Here is a 17,468-nt window from a genome sequence, read left to right as displayed (position 1 = left end):
AAACTCATTATTTAGTCGATGAAACGAACCGGTCATACTGCTGCTGTTTTACCTTCAGCAGATCCTTTAATCCCATATTGTCAAGGGTAGATAAATAGGAATCAAATGTACTAAGATCTGTCGTTCCTGTAATAAATGCCACATTCATTTCATCCACATAAGTAGTAATATCAACCAGATATTGGGAGATAATATTCTGCTCATCCTTTGTAGAGTAGATGAATGGCCAAGGTGCCTTTGAAAATGCCTGAAGCTCCTTATCCTTTTCAACATGCCATTTTGGAAGAAGTACATCTGTAGCCTCTACCGACTGCTGGGAAGGAAGACATCCTGCATTGATACCAAGCTGCTGAAGCCAGTTGTTATCAGAAGCCTTTTCTGTATAAGCCTTTTTCCCGTCTGCTGATACCGTATAGCTTTCTCCTTCCAGTCCCCAGACATAATAATTCTGTGCTTCCTCACTCATGGCATAATCTAAAAATTTAATGGCAAGAAGCGGGTCCTTGTCTGACTTGCTGATACCGAAAATATTGGCAATTGGGTTTCTTCCAAGATAAAAGCCTTTTGATTCTCCGGAAAGAGGTGGAATTCCAACCATAATTCCTTTTTCACCAGTATACTCCGGATATTGTTTGCTGTAAAGCTGTGACATCTGCCAGCTGTAATCAAATGTTGCACCAGTTATATTACGGGCACAGCGCTCTGTAATCTGATCCCGGGTAAGAGATGTATATTCTACCTCCAAAAGACCTTCTTTATAAAGACCATTTAAAAACGTAAGATATTTCTTGTAATTCTCAGATTCTGCAGCTGAATAGTGTACCTTTCCACTTTCATCCGCATAAAAACCATCCACCAGGTTAAGACCAAACGCCGGACCAAACATAAGAGGAAGATTCTTAGCAGTTACGCTTAATGGAATCTCATCTGTTTTGTCTCCATTTCCATTCATATCATTATCCCGGAACGCACGCAGATCCTCTACAAACTCATCAAGTGTGGTAGGTACCGGAAGACCCAGCTGATCCAGCCACTGCATATTAATCATGGTACAGGGCTGATAATTATCTGTTACAACCGTCTGAGGCACATAATAAATATGGCCATCCTCAGCTGTCAGACTGGCTTTTATAGCCGGGTTGCTATCCAGAAACTTCTTGTAATTTGGCATATAATTCATATACTCATCAAGAGGATAGAAAAGTCCTCCGGTAATATAAGTCATATTATCATCCAGATCAGGAAGTTCCACAATATTGGGAAGATCCGAACCAGATGCCAGCATAGGGCTTACGCTGTCCTTATAATTGGTAGGTGAGACAAGGGTCCAGTCAATTGTCACACCTGCATTGGAAGCAATTTTCTTAATAATATCCGCATTGGCATAGTCTACGGTAGAGTACCAGGAATTCTGCGCAAGAATGCTTACCTTTGCATCAGGGGTGTTGGTTACCGGTGCTGCCCCGGTGTAATTAAATTCAGCCTCATTGCTTTTTTCCTCTTTTGATTCCGCCTGGGTGCTCTTCCCTGAACAGCCAGATAACGCCGCTGCAGCTATCATTGCAGATATGACTGCTGCTTTCCAATATTCCTTCTTTTTCATTGTAACATCCTCCTCATTTTTATTATATATAATCAAAACATGATTATCCTTTTACTGCTCCCAGCATGGTACCTTTCACCAGATACTTCTGTATAAAGGGAGTAAGACATACGATCGGCACCATAGATAAAACAATGCAGACGTATCTGATCTGAATGGTAGACTGAGCTGCTGCACTGGCGGCCGTTGCATTACCGGAAGACTGCATGATCTCTGCAGAGGCCATCAGAAGAATTCTTCGAAGAAACAACTGCAACGGCTGAAGATTCTGCTTTCCGATATAAAGCAGCGCACTAAAGAAATCATTATACCGTGCCACTGCATAATACAGGGTTAAAACAGCTAACGTCGGTTTTATCAATGGGATTGCTATTTTTACCAAAACCTGAAGGTCATTGGCTCCCTCAAGATAAGCATTTTCAAATAATTCCTCAGAAATTCCTTCAAACGCAGAACGGCAGATCATAACGTTATAAGCGCTGACCAGAACCGGAAGTATCATGGCCAGTCTGCTGTTATACAAACCAAGCCCCGTTACAACCAGATAACTTGGTATGAGTCCGCCGGAAAAATACATGGTAAATGCCAGGAGGAAATTCATTTTCTTTCTTAAGAAAAACCGTTTTCTGGAAAGCGGATAAGCTGCCAGACAGGTAAATACGATATTTAAAAAGGTTCCCATAACGGTATAATAAAATGTATTTCCATAAGAAATCCATAGATCCTTATAAGACATAACCATCCGATAAGTATCCAGATTCACATCCACCGGTAACAGGGTAATTAATCCCTTATTCACCGCTTCACCAGAGCTTAAGGAAATGCTTACAACATATATAAAGGGATACAGGGTAATACAGACTGCCGCCGCAATTAGTACCCAGATGCAGATATCAAACAACTTATCTGTGATACATTCATTTTTAAACTCTATCCATGTGCTTTTCTGATTCATCTCTTCCTCCTTACCATACCGATGTTTCTGTCAATTTTCTGCTGAGCCTGTTTGCCGTAAACACGATGACAAAAGCAATCAGTGAATTAAACAGTCCCACTGCTGTTGCATAGCTGTAATTCTGACTGCCAATACCCTGCCTGTAAACATAAGTGGAAATTACATCTGCCGTATCATAGATTCCGGAATTATAAAGAAGATAAACCTTTTCAAATCCCACATTTAAGAGATTGCCCAGTGACATAATAAGTAAAAGCACGATGGTTGGCTTAATACTTGGCAACACCAGATAACGTATGGTCTGAACCTTGCTGGCACCATCCACCTTCATTGCTTCATAAAGTTCCGGCGCAACGCCCATAATTGCAGCTACAAAGATAATGGAATTAAATCCAAAGCTCTGCCAGGAACCGGAAATTACATAAATCGCCCGGAACCATTTAGGCTCACCCAGAAAGTTTATTGCGGTCCCCCCTGCCTTAACGATCAGCTGGTTAATAATTCCGCTGGACGGTGATAAAAAGTTTGTTATCATTCCGCAAATGACTACCGTAGAGATAAAATAAGGCAGATATGTAATGATCTGAGTTCCTTTCTGTAAATACTTGTTTTTTATCTGGGTAATACACAGTGCAAAAATAATAGGAATCGGAAACCCAAATATTAACGAATAAAATGATAGCAAAAAGGTATTTCGAATCAATCGGAACGCATACGGTGAGTTAAAAAACTGAATAAACCATTTCAGCCCCACAAAGGTACCTGTATAAAGGCCCATCATTCCGCTGCCCGCCTTAAATTGTGTAAACGCCATCACAAGACCTGTCATAGGTAAATAGGCGAATATCAGATAATAGATCAAAACTGGTGCAAACATTAGAAGCAGATATTTATCTCTCTTCACATTTTTTCGAAACAGCAGTTTTTTTTCTTCTTTCGAGAGTTTTTTTATCTCTGGCTTTGCTTTTTTGCTGGCAAGCACATTCATTTCTTTTGTCCCCTTCCATTTGATGAGTTATGAGTAAATTGTATAATTTGCCCTACTTTTTTGCTAGTTTCACTTTTTCCAAGGGCATTTTGACCACAAAAAATGAATGAATCAAAAAAGGAAGCAGTATTTACTATCCTTTTTTGATTCATTCCTGATTTTATAGTCCTTTTATTTGTTAATTTATCACGACTCTTCTTCCGCTGTTTTCTCTCCCCGGAAGTCACTTGGGTTACATGCCATAATCGCTTTAAAATTTCTTCTGAATGTCAGCATATTGGTGTAGCCACATTCCTCCGCTATTTTCTCAAGAGGAAGAGACGAATTCTTTAAAAGATCAATGGCATAAGAAATTCTTCGTTCCTGCACATATTTTAAATAGGTCATGCCAAACCGTTTTTTCACCAAAGCAGTCACATATTTACTGCTTACCGAAAAATGGTCCGCTATCTGGGTGAGGGATAGATCCGGGTTTTTGTCATTTTTATTGATATACTCAATTAATTCCGACTCATTCTGGAAATATTCCTCTCTTAATTCCTCAGATTGGTCCACTTCAATAAAAAGCCCTTCGATCAGATTACTGTAATATTCAATGACCTCATCCATGGTACGGTAAGAGGGGCAGACATCCACTCTTCTTAAAGGAATGCCACACTGATCCCATACTGCCTGCATCGCTTTTGCGACAGTAACATAAAGCTCACTTAACAGCAGCTTTCCAGCATAAACAGAATTATCAAACTCCATCTGGTTTTTCTTCTCAATCTCCTCAAAGAAATGGCGGATAGACTCCCTGTCTCTGTCCTTCATCCCCTTGGTCAGCTGTTTTACCCCATCCTTTGGAAAATAATAATTCATAGAACAGTCTGACTGTGGATCATGGAAATAGATTGCCCCTCTTCCCTCCCATAAAATTTTTTCCAAAGCAAGCATTGCATTGTCACAGGAAACAGATATCTCTTCCAGTTCTTCCTTAACCTCATCTGCTCCAACGGTCACCATACAATTGAAATCCAGGGTCTTTTTCATTTTATCAAAAAACTCGTAAAGTTTATCTTCAAGACGCTCTCCGTTATTACTGTTAAAAATAAGATAGACATGGGTAGAATCCTTTTTATAAGACAGGATCTTAAATTCTTCATCTGATTCCTGTTCCGCCAGCAGGGAAATTGCTTTTACCCCTTTCTTTGCCTCATCCTTACTCCATTTTTCTCCATAGTATAAATCAACCATGGCAGCCAGAAAAAATACTCGTTTTAACTGAACAAAATCAGTCAGAAATTCTTTATTAACGGATTCCCCGTCACTCCCAAGAATAAGACTGTGAAGGATTCCCTGGCTGGCATAGGGTGACATGTTATGAACCTGCTGCATATACCCATTACGCTCTCCAAGAAGATCAACCACACCGGACACAATTTTTTCTGCTTCGTTTTTTCCCTCTTTCCTGTCTTTCCCCACTAAAAGCCTGATTTTCTCAAATGGGGACGAATACCGGTTTGTAAAAAAATAAGCCAGTATTAAATACCCCATACAAATCAAAAATCCAAATATCAATGCAAAAGATCCTAAGTCAGAGAACTCAAAGCCAAACTTACTATAATCCGCTATAATCTCATAAGAGATGGCACTGCTTACCTGTGAGGTCTGTTTAAAACTTCTTCCATCTTCAATCCCCTCTTTTATAACCGGTTTTCCATTATAGTAAACTGCATATCCCCGGGCCTCACCAGATGCAGCCTTAAGCATCTCTCCTATCTTCTGATTTTCAAACAGAACGCAGATAATACCTCTCTGTGAACCAGATCCATATTGATAGGCACCACTGTATATAAGATATTTTTTAAAAAATGTCAGCTGGCTGTTATTCATATTTAAACTGGTATTCAAATCTGTAATTGCCAGACGGTCGGTTTTCCATTCTGATAAATCAATGCGATCGGATAAATGAACCACTTCATCACTGGTATATACCTTATTGTAATTATTCATCATCAGGACAACATCTGTGATATTAAAATCATCTCCAGCTGTTTTCTGATAGCGGATGTCATTTAACACCTGATACAAAAGATAGGAATCAACCGGACTTTGCATCTGAACAGTCATATACAATTTATTAATCAACGAGGAATTATTAAGATTTGTTATTATATTCTGGGCGCTGTAAATCTGCTGATCCATCCCATTGGCAAATGCCTGTGCCTTTGTTTCATAATATTTAACTGCCTGATTTTCTTTCACCTTTGCAGCCTCATAAATGACTGTAACCGAGTAAATGAGAAAGCTTAATATAATGATCAGACAGTAGGACAAAAACATATTTTTAAAGAATCTGCTCTTACGGGCTTCCATCGCATTCATATTTTAATCACCTTATTATACCTCTTACATTCCCTATGTTTTCTTACGGTACAAAATCTTATTAATAATATACCAAACCCACTCATTGATAGCAAGAAAATTCATCTGTACTCATAGTTACTGCCTATGATTTGAATTGCTTTTATGCACTTTTGATATAAATTTAACAAATTAACTGGTATTCGAAAGCATTATTACTTAATATTTTCATCATTTTTAAAAATATTATGGTGTTTTTTACAATTTCCAACAATTTTCAACACTATTTATGTTGAGAATCTCTCACCAGTGAAGTATACTTAACCTGAAAGGCAATACTGTTAAAAATGACAAAACGGGAGATGATTGCAATTTTAGGAATGGTAATTGCAGACGATGAAAAAAAGATCTGTAAGCTCATCGAATATTTAGTTAATTGGGATGAAATTGGCATCCGGCTGCTTGGAACCGCATACGACGGTTTAACTGCTCTGCAGCTGATTAATGAAAAAAAACCGGATATTCTTCTTACAGATATCCGAATGCCTGGAATGGATGGTCTTCGTCTGATTGAAGAAGCAAAAATGCAGAATGAAATTCTCAAATGCATCATCATCAGCGGTTATAAAGACTTTCAGTATGCCCAGCAGGGAATGCGGTTTGGGGTAAGAGATTATCTGCTAAAACCCATCAACCAGGAAGATTTAACCCGTACATTAAAAAAACTGGTTAAGGAAACCCAGGAGCAGATATCCATACAATCCTCACGCCTGCATCTTGAGGAAACCATAAAGAATTATACCGGAACATTTAAGCACCTGTTTTTAAAAACTGTTTTACAAAAGCAGCTGAACGAACTGGAAGAGAATATTCTGCAGGAAGTTGAAAAAATAAATGCAGCTGATATCATGAAGAATTCAGCAAGATGTATTGCAGTAAAATCCAATATCAGTTACAGGGAATTTACGGAAGAAAGCTACCAGCTGCTGACAGAAAAAACCCTTGAAATAGCTGAAGTGGAATTTTCCTCCCACAACTGGATCTGGATCTCTGAAGTAACAGAAGAAGGAATATTCTTTCTTCTCTTTTCTGATGCTCTTGACAGGAAAGAGCTGCTGGAATCCATAAACCACATAAAGGAGCGTGTTCTCAGTCTTCAGGATTTGTTCCCCAGGCTCTATTTTAATGCTGTGGTCAGTGAACAGGCAGATAGCTGCATCCAGCTGATTAAACGGATTAAGGAAAGCCGTATTGCCATCGGTAACCGTTTTCTCACTGGCTTAAACACGGTCTCAGAGATAAAACCAACGTTTATAAACGCGGGTCTCTCCTCCGCCATGGACGCCAGAATCTTAAAGCTGCTGGAAGACAGGCCGGAAGCCTTTGATATGGATGAGATTAAGAAATGTGTGGAAGCTGCAAAACATATTATGAAGGCAGAAGATATAACTTCCTGTTTACAGGTAAAGAAAAATCTCCTGCTGCTTCTTAACTATTATCTGAATGGATTTAAACAGCTGGATTCCTCTTTGGACGAACACGAAAAAGTATCCTGGTTTTCTGAAATGTACGAACACTGTACAAGCCTGGAGCAGACGTTCCGGTTATTGGAAGACACTCTTTGTGAAACACTTATGAATGTGCTGGATCATTTGAAAAACAGAGAAATAAAGCCTGTCATCTATGCCAAGCATTTTATAGAAGAAAATAAGGGAATTAACATTAAGCTGGAAGAACTGGCTAAAAATACAGGGTTCAGCTACACCTATTTTTCCTCTCTCTTTAAAAAAGAAACCGGAAAGACCTTAACCGAGTATATACAAATGGTGCGGATTGACACTGCCAAAAAATTGCTGACCGAAAAAGAGAGAAGTATCAGTGAGGTTGCTGAACTGGCCGGATATAATGACATCAAGTTTTTCACCAGACAGTTTAAAAAGACCCTTGGCGTTTCGCCCAATGAATATAGGAAATTGTTTACCAACCGATAGCTGGGAGGAATCTAATTGAAAAAGCAATGGTTAAAAAACCGGTTTGTCATATGGATCGGTACTTTGATATCCTGGAGCATTCTTATACTCCTTATGCTTTTCCTGATTCTGATGGCGGATCACAGTCAGGAATCCTACTTTGCAGTGCTCCTGATTCTATTTATGGGTCTTGGATTATTTTCAATTCTCCTTTGGGGAAAAGCGAAAATATGGGAACCACTGCGTTTTATGGAAAAGCAGGCAGAGCTCTTTAACAACGGCATTATTTTCACGGAGCTCTTTAAAAGTCTGGAAGGCATATCTCCCAGCTTCGATGAATTGTTATCAGGACTCCATACCAGTCTGGATAAGGATAAAATGATCGAAAATGCAAAACAGCAAGCCCGCTATCTGGCCTTACAAAATCAGATCAATCCTCATTTTCTCTATAATGTACTGGAGTCCATCCGCTCAGATGCCATTATGGCGGGAGTTCCTGAGATTGGGAAAATTGCAGAAGCACTGGCGGTCTTTTTCCGTTACACTACTTCTAATATGGAAAGTCTTACAACCCTGGAAGAGGAGCTTTCCAATGTAAAAAACTATTTTTTAATTCAGAAATACCGGTTTGAGGAAAAGTTATATCTGGATATCCTGCTGCCAGAGGAAGAAAATCTTTTAAAAGCCAGAATTCCAAAGCTTACGCTCCAGCCAATCGTTGAAAATGCCATTAAGCATGGTTTAGAGCCAAAAGTGGAAGGAGGAAAGGTGATTATAGACATTGATCACAGCGATACCATCCTTTATATTTCCGTCTCAGATGACGGTATTGGCATAGACGAATCAACAGTCGAACATTTAAACGATACACTTCTTCATATGGCAGGCGGCACTGGTTCCGTGAGAGAAGACAAGAAAGGTGGAATCGCACTGAATAATGTGAACTCCAGAATACGTCTTCTTATGGGAGAGGAATACGGCATTCATTTGTTCAGTTCCCCGGGAGCCGGAACTGAGGTGTCTCTTACAATTCCCTACATACTTGATGAAGCAGAGAGGCTGGAACAATGAAACAGGAAGTATTGCGATATGAAAATATCTACTGTTCTGAGGGAAATCAGACTTTACTAAAAGGTGTATGCCTGCGAGCCTTTCAGGGGCAGATTTGCTGCGCCATTATCCCTAATTTAATTGAAAAGCAGAATTTGCTGAGGCTTCTAAACGGCACATTAAAACCAGATTCCGGCTGGATCTACTGGAATGGAGAAAAAATAAATTCCCACCGTTCCCAGGATCAGATTCAGAAACAAACCGTTTTCATAGGCAAAACCCGTGGAATTTTTTCCCAGCTAAGTGTGGAAGAGAATATATTTGTAGCTAACAGTAAAGTATTCTGGTGGAACCGGGCTGCTTCTCTTTGCCGGATGGCACCGGATCTTATAAAAGAGCTGGATCTGTCACTCCCCATGTCATCCAAAGCCCATACACTGGATTACGGAAGACAAAAGCAGATCGAACTTCTCCGTGCCTACGTATCCGGCCGGAAGCTGGCAGTTATTACAGATCTGGAGATGTTCTTATCAGAGGATGAAATGAACGGTTTTTTTGAACTATCCGCTAAATTAAAAAGCAAAGGGATGACCTTTCTCTATGTTTCAGGAAGCGATTCTGATTTATGGAAACATACTGATGAAATTACCATTATAAAAAACGGAAGATCAATAAGCCGTTTCACACCCCATCACTTTATTCAGTCAGTCAATGAGCAAAACACTACTGATACTCAGGATATTCAGGATTTAAAACTAAATCCAATAATCTCCTTAACCCGCTATGTAAAGGGAGGAGAACTGTTAAACATTCTGGACACAAATTCCGCAGAATGCAGTCACGCCATCTCAATGCTGGAAGGCTGCCGCTCCATAACTGGAAAAGCGATTATATCCAACCGGTCAGATACGATTTTCCGCTCAGTTTTAAATGAAATTGTTTTCATTGAGGCCAGGTCATTAGATGAGATGATATTTACCGATATGACGATTATGGATAACTTTATTTTTATGCTGATGCAAAAAAAATCTGGCATTCAGTTTAAAAAGTCTTATCGAAAACTGGTTAAAAACTTAACGGAAGGGATTTTTACAGAGAAGGAATTGGAAGAGAAAGCGGATAAAGTAAGTGATGAGTGCAAGCTGAAGCTGATCTATTACAGATGGATTTTTCTCCGTCCGAAAATACTGGTTTGTATCAAACCATTCTCATCCATTGATTTCCAGCTGCGTTTTCTGACCATCAACCTGCTTGATGAAGCTTTAAAATCCGGAATAGCAGTCATACTCATTACAAACCATATAATAGAAGCATATACCATGAAAGGAAAACATCTGACCGTGGAAAATGGCTGTTTGTTTACCGATTAACTGCACCCATTTTCCACCGCCTCTCTTTGAAAAAAGCCTATCTCTGCCGGGCTTTTTTTCATCCGATATAAAATAAGATATCGAAACATCCACCCCCTTACAGCGCAAATTATACCATTGTCTTATTGTGTTTTTGTCTATAAAATAGTAATTACATTGAATCATTTTATGCAACTTGTATAATACGTGTTGTGAAAGGAGATTAAACATGAAAAAAAGAATCTTATCCATGATGTTAATTTCTGCCTTACTGGTATCAGCTACCGGTTGTGCAGGAAAAAAAGCGGATGCAACGCCAGCAAGCAGTGAAGCTTCCACTGCCGCTGCTGCTCCCGCTTCCACCGCTGCTTCCACTACGGGAGATATCAAAGTCGGTGTAATCTTAAAAACGCTTTCCAGCGAATACTGGAGCTATGTAGCTGCCGGAGTCAATGCTGCAGCAAAGGATTTAGGTGTAAAAGTTGACCTTCAGGGTCCTGCTTCAGAAACAGCTTATGACGAACAGAACAATATGATTGAAACCATGCTGTCAGGAGGCATTGATGCATTTGTTATCTCCCCTCTCCAGTCGGAATCAGTTGCCAGCGTAATCGGTGATGTAAAAATACCAATCATAACCGTAGATACCGACGCTGAAATACCCGGTAAAATAGCCTTTGTTGGTACTGGTAATGACAAAGCAGCCTATCAGGGCGGATTATATGCTGCAGAAAAAGCAGGCAAGGGAGCAAAAGCAGTTATTATAGGTGGTGTTGAAGGAAACGCGACCAGCGATGCCAGACAGGCCGGTTACGAAAGAGCCATGAAAGAAAATGGAATAGACGTGGTTTCCGTACAGTATGCCCAGTCAAATCCTGACACGGCTGCCAATGTTATGGAAAACATGATTACTGCTCAAAGCGGTAACATTCAGATCGTCTTATGCCATAACGATGATACTGCTGCAGGAGCTGCAACCGCCTGCAAACAAAGCGGATTAAAAGATGTAGTCATCGTAGGATTTGATGGAAATCAGAGTGGTGTTCAGAATATTATTGACGGAACAATTTCCGCAACCTGCGCCCAGTCAGCTTACACCATGGGATATAAATCAGTAGAAACTGCAGTGAAAGCTGTAAAGGGCGAGACAGTGAAATCCTTTGTGGATACAGGCTGTGAAGTTATTTCTTCTGAAAATGCAAAAGACTACTTAGAAAAACTGAAAGGCTATTTAAAATAACCTGCTTGTAAGAAACAGAAAGGGTTGAACTGCTATGAGCTTAATGGAACTGAAAGATGTGACGAAACGCTTCCCAGGAGTTGTGGCTCTGCGCAATATGTCACTGGAAATAAAACCAGGCGAAATTCATGGACTGATCGGTGAAAACGGTGCCGGTAAATCCACGCTGATTAAAGTACTGACCGGGGTGTATACCCCGGAAGAAGGTACTCTCATCATGGAGGGGAAAGAGGTCTCCTTTAAAAACCCCAGGGAGGCTGCCGCTCATGGAATCGCCTGTGTTTACCAGGAACTTAATATTGTACGCCTTCTGTCAGTCACAGATAATATATTTATTAATAAAGCGCTGAAAAAGAAGAACAGCCCGCTCCTGGAATATGAGAAAATGCATGAGATGGCCCATGAGGTAATGCTGTCACTGGGACAGGATATTGATGTAAAGAAAGAATGTGGTACCTATGGCATGGGAATACAGCAGATGGTTGAGATAGCAAAAGCCGTTTTAATTGATGCGAAGCTGATCATTATGGATGAGCCGACTTCCAGTCTTGGAGAAAAAGAGGTTGCCCAATTAATGAAAACAGTCCGTTCTCTAAAGGAAAAAGGAATCTCCATCCTGTTTGTATCCCACAAACTGGAAGAACTCTTCGAATTATGCGATCGTGTAACGGTTATGAGAGATGGAGAACATATTCTGACAAAAGACATTTCTGAGATGGACAATGACTCTCTGATCTCTGCCATGGTAGGAAGAACTCTGGATAACCAGTATCCAAAGATAGAAACCACCAGAGGGAAAGAGGCCTTAAGAGTCGAGCATCTGAATTCAACCGGACTTTTAAAAGATGTGAGTTTTCATGCCAATTACGGAGAAATACTTGGTTTTGCCGGCCTGGTAGGCGCTGGTCGTACAGAAACGTTCCGCGCCATATTCGGTGCTGACGGCCACGATTCTGGAACTATTTATATCAATGAAAAACCTGCCACAATTAAAACTCCAAAGGATGCAATCCGACAAGGCATCGCATTTTTAACAGAGGACCGGAAAGGCCAGGGCCTTGTTCTGACCCAGTCTGTACGTACCAATCTCATTCTCAGTTCCATGAAAAAATGCAAAAAAGGACTCTTTCTGGATGAGAAACACATTGACCAGCTAACCGGAGATAATGTTGAAGGTTTAAAAATTAAAATATCAGATTCGAAAGAGGCAGTGGGGCAGCTGTCTGGAGGAAATCAGCAGAAAGTAGTAATCGGCAAATGGATTAACACCAATGCAGATATCTATATCTTTGATGAACCCACCAGAGGCATTGATGTAGGCGCAAAAGTTGAAGTTTATAACATCATGAACAACTTAATTAAAGCAGGAAAATGTGTAATCATGATTTCCTCTGAGCTGCCAGAAATTATCGGAATGAGTGACAGAGTCATTATAATGAGAGAAGGAAAAATCATGGGTGAGCTTTCACGAGACAGTAACTTACTAAATCAGGAGACAATTATGAAAGCTGCCTGGGGAGGTGCTATACAATGAAAACAAAAAAAATGAAAGACATAGTCAGTAAGGCAGCTCCGCTGTTGGCTCTGATCCTGTTGTTTATGATTCTGTCAGTAGCAACAGACAAATTTCTTACAATGAATAACATGATGAATATCCTGCGCCAGACAGCCGTTAATGGCCTTATATCCGCAGCAATGCTGGTTGTACTGATTACCGCAGGCATTGACCTTTCTGTAGGCGCAAATGCCATATTATGCGCCTGTGTAATGGGTATGCTCAAGAATTCACTGGGAATTACCAATCCATTTATCCTCATACTGGCCTGCATTATCACAGGACTTTGTGTCGGATTTTTAAATGGACTTCTGTTGACGAAAATGCATCTCCCTCATCCCTTTGTATCAACTCTGGGTATGAAGAACGTACTTTGCGGTCTTGCTCTTTTAGTGGTATCAACCAAAACGATTTCCGACTTCCCAGCAGGCGTTACATTTTTAGGCTCCAGCAACCTGTTTAAGTCACTGGACGGATTCTCCGGAATTCCTCTATGCTTTGTAGTTCTTTTACTGATATATGGTGTGTATCATTTCTTTTTAAATAAAACCGCACTGGGCAGAATGATTTACTGTGTAGGCGGAAATCCGGAAGCTGCCCGACTATCAGGCATCAATTCCGACAACGTCCTGATCTTTGTCTACAGCTTATCCGGCTTCATGTGTGCAATAGCTGGCCTGGTAATCGTAGGGCGTTCTGCAGTAGCAAACCCATCTGCAGCCATATCACCTTATGATACAGATGCCATTGCAGCCTGTATTATAGGAGGTGCCTCTTTCATGGGAGGCAAGGGAACCATCTGGGGAACGTTAATCGGTGCACTGATGATCTCTACCATTCGTAACGGACTGACACTCCTTAACACCTCAAGTTCTGTTCAATATATCGTAATTGGTATGGTTATCATCGCAGCCGTATTCATCGATGTAACAAGATCCCGTATGGAAGCAAAAGCCAGAAGACTGGCAGCAAAATAAAATAAATAAAATAAAATAAAAATGCTCTCTGAACAATTTGGTAATATACCAGTTTCAGAGAGCATTTTATTCTACAAATTCTTTTTAATCTGCTCTGTAATTTCATCCAGGCAGTAATCAAAATTATCATTTTGAAAACGCGTATCTATCCCGCATCGAAGCAGATTCTCCTCTTTAAAATCTTCTTCATCCGCAAGAAACCTTCTGCATACTTCCTTATATTTAGGAACTTCCTGACATCTTTCTCTCTCAATAGAACGAAGTAAGCGCTCTCTGTCATCCACCTCCACATAAATTGGAATCAAATACTCACTTCCAAAATGATATCTGGTTTTTTCGTAAGATTCCAAGGTCCCGATCATAAGATATCCTTCCCCTCCTGACCGGTCAAACTGCCCATCGTCTACAGTAAAATAAGTCCATGGCCCATATATTGTATCGTAAGTACGTTCCTCAATTAATTTCTTGTCTCTGCGGAATTGTTCCAGCTCTTCTCTGGTTGTGAAAAAATATTCCACTCCGTTAACTTCCCCATCCCGAATCGGTCTTGTGGTATATGGGGTAATGGTTTTTAAACCAGGAATTCTCTCCAGAAGTTTCTTATAAATAGTATCCTTCCCGGTTGCACTTTTACCCATAATATAAAATATCCTGCTCATCGTTTCCCACTCCAGATTTATTTATTCAGCTAATTCATCCATAACATAAATATGTTCTATTTTTTCATCTTCCAGTCCCTGTACCGGAAGTTTCATATCTTTATATGCTGCAATCAATTCAATCAGTTCCTTTTTCAGCACTTCGCCAGGCGCAATAATGGGAATACCCGGGGGATAAATGTAAACAAATTCCGCTGAGACAAGATCCGTGGCTTCATTTAAAAAAACTTTTCTTCTACGTGAGTCCATGGACTTCCCAATAGTCGTCCTGCATTCCGGTCTGACTTTAAAATTGTCGTATTCCGCTGCTAAATATTTCCCGCCGGAAGATATCTCAGAGCCTTTTCCTGCCGTTGAATCAATCTCCAGCAATGCCTGGGAAAGCCTTTTAAATCCTTCTCCTGTGTCAGCCATGGTTAAAATAGCCGTTACATAGTCCGTTCCGCACATTTCCATTTCCAAATGATAATCTTCTCTTAATAGATGATCCAGTTCAGCTCCCGAGTATTTAGACTCCCTTGTAGATATAATAAGCTTTGATAAATCAACCTCATACGCTCCTGACTGTCCTTTCACCTGTTCATCAAGTATCTTCAGGCAGGTAAGATCTTTGAGCCCAGCTCTTAACTCTATTATCCTCTCATAGAACTCATTCATGCATTTTGACCCATTTTCATCCATATATCTGATACAGTTGTCTATGGAAGCAAGCAGAACATAAGACGGGCTGCTGGTCTGATACATATGCACATACCGGTCCAGCCTGTCCATATCCACGTACCCGTCTTTCACATGCATAACAGCAGTCTGTGTAAGGGATGGAAGTGTCTTATGAAGACTCTGAATCACCACATCCGCTCCCAGTTCAATGGCAGAAACAGGAAACCCCTGTCCCTTTCCAAAAGAAAAATGAGCGCCATGTGCCTCATCAACAATCAAAGGTAAACCATATTTATGAACAATATCCGCAAGCTTACTCACATCCGAAACAATACCGTCATAAGTAGGAGATACCACAAGAACAGCTTCCACATCCGGATGGTTTTTCAACATCCATTCCATATCTTCAGGAAGTATTCCACCTTGAAGGCCAAATTCCTCAATCAATTGTGGATAAATATATTCTGCTCTTAAATTATTGAGGAAAACTCCATGGAATGCTGACTTGTGACAATTTCTACTCATCAAAATAGTTCCGCCTCTTGACACCGTACCGCTGATGGCACTTAATATCCCGCAGCTGCTTCCATTCACCAGATAATAAGTCCTGTCACTTTTATATACGTCCGCCGCCCAGTCCATAGACTCCTTTAATATCCCCTGGGGATGATGCAGATTATCAAATCCATCAATTTCCGTAATATCAACAGAAAATGGGTTGGTAAATTTCTCACAAAATGATTCTTCCCATTGTCTTTTATGCCCAGGCATATGAAAGGGATAAAAATCTGATCTTCCATACCCCTTTAATCGTTCTAATAGATTCCTATTATCACTCACTTTGCCAACCGCCTCTCTTATTAGCACTTGAAATTGCCCTTTTAGTATATCATTCTTATCTTATCTTTACAATTTTTTCTCACAGGGTTATAATAACCTGGAAATAAGAAGGAGAACACCGATTATGAGACTGATAGAATTTAAAATGGAACGCCCCGGACTTGTAGCGGCCGGTGACCAGGTTCAGATCATCGAAAGAGAAGGAACCAGCAGCTATAGCTATATTATCGACCCTGCGGTAGCCATGTCCGGATGCTATATGGGCCGTGACCGTATTAAATCTGACCATGGAATTGTAAAAGAAATCAAACACAATGACAGGGGATATTATGTAATCGTAGAATTCGATGAATAGTAATACTTTCATCGAATATTTTTTTGTATAAAAAAAGCCCTGAAACATTTCTGTTCCAAGGCTTGTCCTGAGACACCGGGGATTCGAACCCCGGACAACTTGATTAAAAGTCAAGTGCTCTACCACCTGAGCTAGTATCCCATATGCCCAAAGCCGGAATCGAACCAGCGACACGAGGATTTTCAGTCCTCTGCTCTACCAACTGAGCTATCTGGGCTCATGTGTAAAAAACACATAATTCATAAAAAATACCAACAAAAATTGCGGGGGCAGGATTTGAACCTGCGACCTTCGGGTTATGAGCCCGACGAGCTTCCAGACTGCTCCACCCCGCGTTATTCAATTATATTATATGCAGTGATTAGAATTTTAATCACTAAATGGATGGAGATGGATTCGAACCATCGAAATCGTCGATAACAGATTTACAGTCTGCCCCCTTTGGCCACTCGGGAACCCATCCATATTTAATTTTGATGCAAGCCGATGATCGGACTCGAACCGATAACCTGCTGATTACAAATCAGCTGCTCTGCCAATTGAGCCACATCGGCACAAATCTACTCATGTATGGCTTGTGCATACAGAATGGGACCTATAGGGCTCGAACCTATGACCCTCTGCTTGTAAGGCAGATGCTCTCCCAGCTGAGCTAAGATCCCATAAGCAAAATTCAGTTGTAAAACGACCCGGATGGGACTCGAACCCACGACCTCCGCCGTGACAGGGCGGCGCTCTAACCAACTGAGCCACCAGGCCAAACCTTTTTGAAGGTTAATACATATACCCTCAAAACCACACATTGTTATATATCTTTCATCCGTTCTTCCTCTTACCTAAACCAACCTGGTTAAGCCCTCGACCTATTAGTGACAGTCAGCTGCACATGTTACCATGCTTCCACCTCTGCCCTATCTACCT

Annotated in this window: 13 protein-coding genes and 7 tRNA genes; 7 read left to right on the top strand and 13 right to left on the bottom strand. The window is 40.5% G+C overall.

Annotated elements, in window-relative coordinates:
• Positions 1 to 7: 7 nt before the first annotated feature.
• The 4 genes from BXY41_RS25020 to BXY41_RS25005 all read right to left on the bottom strand — a co-directional run bounded on the left by BXY41_RS25020 (position 8) and on the right by BXY41_RS25005 (position 5,913).
• Complete coding sequence (locus tag BXY41_RS25020; protein ID WP_104439602.1) at positions 8 to 1,603, bottom strand: extracellular solute-binding protein; 1,596 nt, start codon at positions 1,601 to 1,603, stop codon at positions 8 to 10.
• A 43-nt stretch (positions 1,604 to 1,646) separates the two neighbouring features.
• On the bottom strand, positions 1,647 to 2,558 hold the full coding sequence (locus BXY41_RS25015) for a carbohydrate ABC transporter permease (protein ID WP_104439601.1): 912 nt from the start codon (positions 2,556 to 2,558) through the stop codon (positions 1,647 to 1,649).
• A gap of 10 nt (positions 2,559 to 2,568) precedes the next feature.
• Positions 2,569 to 3,546: an ABC transporter permease gene (locus BXY41_RS25010; protein ID WP_104439600.1), complete on the bottom strand. Its 978-nt coding sequence runs from the start codon at positions 3,544 to 3,546 to the stop codon at positions 2,569 to 2,571.
• Between the two features lie 186 nt (positions 3,547 to 3,732).
• Positions 3,733 to 5,913 carry a helix-turn-helix domain-containing protein gene (locus tag BXY41_RS25005; protein WP_104439599.1) on the bottom strand — a complete coding sequence of 727 codons (2,181 nt, stop codon included), beginning with the start codon at positions 5,911 to 5,913 and terminating at the stop codon, positions 3,733 to 3,735.
• Between the two features lie 326 nt (positions 5,914 to 6,239).
• Between BXY41_RS25005 and BXY41_RS25000 the strand changes: the two genes are divergently transcribed.
• From BXY41_RS25000 to BXY41_RS24975, 6 genes are all read left to right on the top strand, one after another.
• Positions 6,240 to 7,883 carry a response regulator transcription factor gene (locus tag BXY41_RS25000; RefSeq protein WP_104439598.1) on the top strand — a complete coding sequence of 548 codons (1,644 nt, stop codon included), beginning with the start codon at positions 6,240 to 6,242 and terminating at the stop codon, positions 7,881 to 7,883.
• A gap of 15 nt (positions 7,884 to 7,898) precedes the next feature.
• Positions 7,899 to 8,933: a sensor histidine kinase gene (locus tag BXY41_RS24995; protein ID WP_104439597.1), complete on the top strand. Its 1,035-nt coding sequence runs from the start codon at positions 7,899 to 7,901 to the stop codon at positions 8,931 to 8,933.
• Entirely contained in the window at positions 8,930 to 10,282 is a 1,353-nt protein-coding gene (locus tag BXY41_RS24990; protein WP_104439596.1) for an ATP-binding cassette domain-containing protein, read from the top strand. The genes BXY41_RS24995 and BXY41_RS24990 overlap by 4 nt, the downstream gene beginning before the upstream one ends.
• A 208-nt stretch (positions 10,283 to 10,490) precedes the next feature.
• Positions 10,491 to 11,501 (top strand): sugar ABC transporter substrate-binding protein, encoded by a 1,011-nt coding sequence (locus BXY41_RS24985; protein WP_104439595.1) that lies wholly within the window; start codon positions 10,491 to 10,493, stop codon positions 11,499 to 11,501.
• 34 nt (positions 11,502 to 11,535) lie between these two features.
• Positions 11,536 to 13,035, top strand: a complete 1,500-nt coding sequence (locus tag BXY41_RS24980) for a sugar ABC transporter ATP-binding protein (RefSeq protein WP_104439594.1) — start codon at positions 11,536 to 11,538, stop codon at positions 13,033 to 13,035.
• Positions 13,032 to 14,033, top strand: a complete 1,002-nt coding sequence (locus BXY41_RS24975) for an ABC transporter permease (protein ID WP_104439593.1) — start codon at positions 13,032 to 13,034, stop codon at positions 14,031 to 14,033. Before BXY41_RS24980 ends, BXY41_RS24975 begins: the two co-directional genes overlap by 4 nt.
• 71 nt (positions 14,034 to 14,104) lie before the next feature.
• On the opposite strand, the gene BXY41_RS24970 is transcribed toward BXY41_RS24975, so the two are convergent.
• Positions 14,105 to 14,692 carry a nucleoside/nucleotide kinase family protein gene (locus BXY41_RS24970; protein WP_104439592.1) on the bottom strand — a complete coding sequence of 196 codons (588 nt, stop codon included), beginning with the start codon at positions 14,690 to 14,692 and terminating at the stop codon, positions 14,105 to 14,107.
• Positions 14,693 to 14,713: 21 nt separating this feature from the next.
• Positions 14,714 to 16,192, bottom strand: coding sequence for an aminotransferase class I/II-fold pyridoxal phosphate-dependent enzyme (locus BXY41_RS24965; protein WP_104439591.1), 1,479 nt, complete (start codon positions 16,190 to 16,192; stop codon positions 14,714 to 14,716).
• A 124-nt stretch (positions 16,193 to 16,316) separates the two neighbouring features.
• On the opposite strand from BXY41_RS24965, the gene BXY41_RS24960 reads away from it, so the two are divergent.
• Entirely contained in the window at positions 16,317 to 16,547 is a 231-nt protein-coding gene (locus BXY41_RS24960) for a hypothetical protein (RefSeq protein ID WP_104439590.1), read from the top strand.
• A 68-nt stretch (positions 16,548 to 16,615) separates the two neighbouring features.
• On the opposite strand, the gene BXY41_RS24955 is transcribed toward BXY41_RS24960, so the two are convergent.
• The 7 genes from BXY41_RS24955 to BXY41_RS24925 form a co-directional block, all read right to left on the bottom strand.
• A tRNA-Lys gene (locus tag BXY41_RS24955) sits at positions 16,616 to 16,688 on the bottom strand.
• Positions 16,689 to 16,691: 3 nt separating this feature from the next.
• Positions 16,692 to 16,764: transfer RNA gene (locus BXY41_RS24950), tRNA-Phe, on the bottom strand.
• 44 nt (positions 16,765 to 16,808) lie between these two features.
• A tRNA-Met gene (locus BXY41_RS24945) sits at positions 16,809 to 16,882 on the bottom strand.
• Positions 16,883 to 16,928: 46 nt separating this feature from the next.
• A tRNA-Tyr gene (locus BXY41_RS24940) sits at positions 16,929 to 17,010 on the bottom strand.
• A gap of 18 nt (positions 17,011 to 17,028) precedes the next feature.
• Positions 17,029 to 17,101 (bottom strand) — tRNA-Thr (locus BXY41_RS24935).
• A 35-nt stretch (positions 17,102 to 17,136) separates the two neighbouring features.
• Positions 17,137 to 17,209, bottom strand: a tRNA-Val gene (locus tag BXY41_RS24930).
• Positions 17,210 to 17,232: 23 nt separating this feature from the next.
• Positions 17,233 to 17,306 (bottom strand) — tRNA-Asp (locus tag BXY41_RS24925).
• Positions 17,307 to 17,468 lie beyond the last annotated feature (162 nt).

The sequence above is a fragment of the Lacrimispora xylanisolvens genome, assembly GCF_002934545.1.
Lineage (GTDB): Bacteria > Bacillota > Clostridia > Lachnospirales > Lachnospiraceae > Lacrimispora > Lacrimispora xylanisolvens.
Note: the sequence above shows the minus strand (reverse complement) of the source record. Positions and strands in the feature narration are given on the sequence as shown.